Consider the following 3,322-nt stretch of genomic DNA (forward strand, 5'->3'; position numbering starts at 1 on the left):
GTCGAGCAGGAACCGCCCGCCGCCCGAGGCGCTGCCGGCCTCGCGCCGGCCCTCGTCCTCGACGATCACCGAGACAGTGACCCGGGTCATCGGGCGGGTATCGGTCACCAGCGTGCCCTCGGGGCGCAGGATTGCGACCTCCTGGCAGCTCGCGGCGATGGTCGCGGTGACCTGCACCACCCGCGAATCGAGACCGCGGGCATAGGCGTCGATCTCGCGCAGGGTCTCCACCTTCACCGGGAAGGCCTGCCCGGCGATCGGGTCGGCGTCGGTATAGAGCTTGCGGTTGGTGCCCTGCGGCCCGGGCGCCAGCACCCCGCCGCCATCGCCCACCGCCAGCCGCACGGTCTCGGACGCGCGGCGGATCGCGCTTTCCGAGATGTCGGTGCCGTGAGCGTAGCCGGTGACCTCGCCGCGCACCGCGCGCAGACCGAAGCCCTCGGAGGCGTCGTAGCTGGCGGTCTTGATTCGCCCGTCGTCCAGCACCAGCGCCTCGGCGCGGCGGCGTTCGAGGAAGAGCTCGCCGTCATCGGCACCGACCAGGGACTCGCGCAGCTGGGCAAGGCTGCGATCCAGATCGAGTGCGGAATCGAAAGGACGGAAGGGGGCGTCGGTCATGTTTTCCTCGTCATATTTGATCCAGATCAAAAAAAGCGCCTTTTTGCCGCAAGCGACCTGGTTTATTTGGGACAGGATCTGTGCTCTTTAAAGAGCGGAGTTAAAGGGGAGGAGGTCTCTCCCGGACGATCTGTCCGGGTTGTACTCTCCTGTGAACGAAGAAGAACGACAACCGGATCAGGTGACATATGCGCAAGATTTCGATGCTCACGGGCCTCATGTCCAGCCTACTGGCCGCTCCGGCCATCGCACAAGACCTTGAGGTCGTCGGTCGGCCGCACCAGGGCGGCACCGGCTTCCAGCCTGCCGCCACCGAACTGGCGCGCGACCTGCAGTGGCTCGACGGAATGCTGCTGATCATCATCACCGCCATCTGCGCGTTCGTCGTCGGCCTGATGATCTATGCCTTCATCCGCTTCAACCGCCGGAGAAACCCGACGCCTGCAAGCTTTACCCACCACACCCCGATCGAGGTGGCGTGGACGATCGTGCCAATCCTGATCCTCGTGGTCATCGGCGCCTTCTCCCTGCCCGTGCTGTTCAAGCAGCAGGAGATCCCCGAGGGCGATCTGGTGATCAAGGTGACCGGCTACCAGTGGTACTGGGGCTACGAATACGTCGGCAGCGACCTGGCCTATGACGGCTACATGATCGGTGCCCCGGCGACCGGCGGCGACAACCGCTTCAACGCCGATGTCGAGGCCCAGCTGGTCGAAGCCGGCTACACCGCCGACGAATGGCTGCTCGCCACCGACACCGCCGTGGTCGTGCCCGTGGGCGCCACCGTGGTGATGCAGGTGACCGGCGCCGACGTGATCCACTCGTGGACCATCCCCGCCTTCGGCGTGAAGCAGGACGCCGTTCCGGGCCGCATCGCCGAGCTGTGGTTCAACGCCGAGCGCGAGGGCGTCTACTTCGGCCAGTGCTCGGAGCTCTGCGGCATCAGCCACGCCTACATGCCGATCACCGTGAAGGTGGTGAGCCAGGAGGTCTACGACGCCTGGTTCGCGGCAGCGCAGGAAGAAGGCGGCTACGTCGACGTCCGCCAGTTCCTCGCCAACTCGTAACACCCCGGGTCGCGCCCCGGAGGCGGGGCGCGACCTTTCCCTACCGACCTACTTGAAGACCGACACATGACCGACATCAGCACCAACAGCACCGTCACCACCGCCCAGCCGGGCGAGGCCCAATTCGGTGATTACTTCGCCCTGCTCAAGCCACGGGTGATGACGCTCGTGGTGTTCACGGCGCTGGTCGGTCTGCTGGCGGCACCGGTTCCGGTGCACCCGTTCATCGGATTCTGCGCGATTCTCTTCATCGCCGTCGGCGGCGGTGCCTCGGGCGCGCTGAACATGTGGTGGGACGCCGACATCGACCTCGTGATGAAGCGCACCGCCAAGCGCCCGATCCCCGCAGGCCGCGTCGAACCCGGCGAGGCGCTGGCGCTCGGACTGGCGCTCTCGGCCTTCTCCTGCGTGTTCCTCGCGCTGGCCACCAACGTTCTGGCAGGCGGCCTGCTGGCCTTCACCATCATCTTCTACGTGGTGATCTACACCATGTGGCTGAAGCGCTCGACACCTCAGAACATCGTCATCGGCGGCGCCGCGGGCGCCTTCCCCCCGATGATCGGCTGGGCCGCCGCGACCGGATCGGTCGGCGTCGAGGCCGTGCTGATGTTCTGCCTGACCTTCATGTGGACCCCGCCGCACTTCTGGGCGCTGGCGCTGTTCATGCGCTCGGACTACGACGATGCGGGCGTGCCGATGCTGACCGTGACCCACGGCCGCCGCTCGACCCGCATCCACATCCTCGTCTACACCGTGCTTCTGGCGGCACTCGCCATCGGCACCGGCTTCACCGCCATCGGCGGGCCGGTCTACCTTGCCGTGGCCGTGGTGCTGAACCTGCTCTTCCTCAAGGGCGCGTGGGAGATCTTCCGCCGCGACGAGGTCGCCTCGGAAGCGGACAACTTCCGCACCGAGAAACGTTTCTTCAAGCTCTCGCTGCTCTACCTCTTCGCGCATTTCGGCGCGATCCTGGTGGAAGCGGGTCTCGCCCGCTTCGGGCTCGGAGGCTGGTAATCATGGCCATCGCCAAGACACACGACCTGCACAAGCGCCGCTTCAGCCGCAACATCGGCGTCGGGCTGGTGCTCGCCGCCTTCATCGTCATCGTCTTCGGGATGACCGTGGTGAAGGTCACCAACGGCAACTTCAACGAGGCGCTGCAGGGCGCATCGCAGGTGCAGAATGGCGATTGACCCGCAGAAGAAGACGGTACTCCAGCTCGTCGGAGTCGTGCTCTTCATGGGCGCGATGGCCTGGGCCTCGGTGCCCTTCTACAACTGGTTCTGTCGGGTCACCGGCTTCGGCGGCACCACCAATGTCGCCGAAGGCACCACGGGCGAGATCCTCGACCGCACCATCAAGATTCGTTTCGACGGCTCCAAGGCGCGCGGCTTCGGCTGGGAATTCAAGCCGGTGCAGACCGAGATGACCCTGCGCATCGGCGAAGAGGGCCTCGCCTTCTACGAGGCCTACAACCCGACCGACCGGGTGATCGCGGGTCAGGCCTCCTACAACGTCTACCCCTACGAGGCGGGCGCTTATTTCGACAAGATCGAATGCTTCTGCTTCTCCGAGCAGGTGCTGCAGCCCGGTGAGCGCGTGCAGATGCCGGTGAGCTTCTTTGTGGACCCCGAGAT

General features: G+C 65.7%; 5 protein-coding genes. 4 read left to right on the forward strand and 1 reads right to left on the reverse strand.

The genetic code is table 11. The annotated features are described in order from the left end of the window. The coding region (locus tag HC022_RS21960) for a PmbA/TldA family metallopeptidase (protein WP_303049091.1) at window positions 1-618 on the reverse strand (618 nt) is incomplete at its 3' end. A gap of 188 nt (window positions 619-806) precedes the next feature. Here HC022_RS21960 and coxB point away from each other — a divergent pair. From coxB to HC022_RS21980, 4 genes are all read left to right on the forward strand, one after another. After that, complete coding sequence (gene coxB / locus HC022_RS21965) at window positions 807-1,685, forward strand: cytochrome c oxidase subunit II (RefSeq protein WP_167453829.1); 879 nt, start codon at window positions 807-809, stop codon at window positions 1,683-1,685. Between the two features lie 66 nt (window positions 1,686-1,751). After that, window positions 1,752-2,699, forward strand: coding sequence for a heme o synthase (gene cyoE / locus HC022_RS21970; RefSeq protein WP_167453830.1), 948 nt, complete (start codon window positions 1,752-1,754; stop codon window positions 2,697-2,699). 2 nt (window positions 2,700-2,701) lie between these two features. Further along, complete coding sequence (locus HC022_RS21975) at window positions 2,702-2,878, forward strand: hypothetical protein (protein ID WP_008885602.1); 177 nt, start codon at window positions 2,702-2,704, stop codon at window positions 2,876-2,878. Beyond that, window positions 2,868-3,322 (forward strand): cytochrome c oxidase assembly protein (locus HC022_RS21980; RefSeq protein WP_167453831.1); only part of this gene is annotated, 455 nt, incomplete at its 3' end. The genes HC022_RS21975 and HC022_RS21980, both read left to right, overlap by 11 nt.

Origin of the sequence: Salipiger sp. HF18 (assembly GCF_011806505.1) — a bacterium.
Taxonomy (GTDB): Bacteria; Pseudomonadota; Alphaproteobacteria; order Rhodobacterales; family Rhodobacteraceae; genus Salipiger; species Salipiger thiooxidans.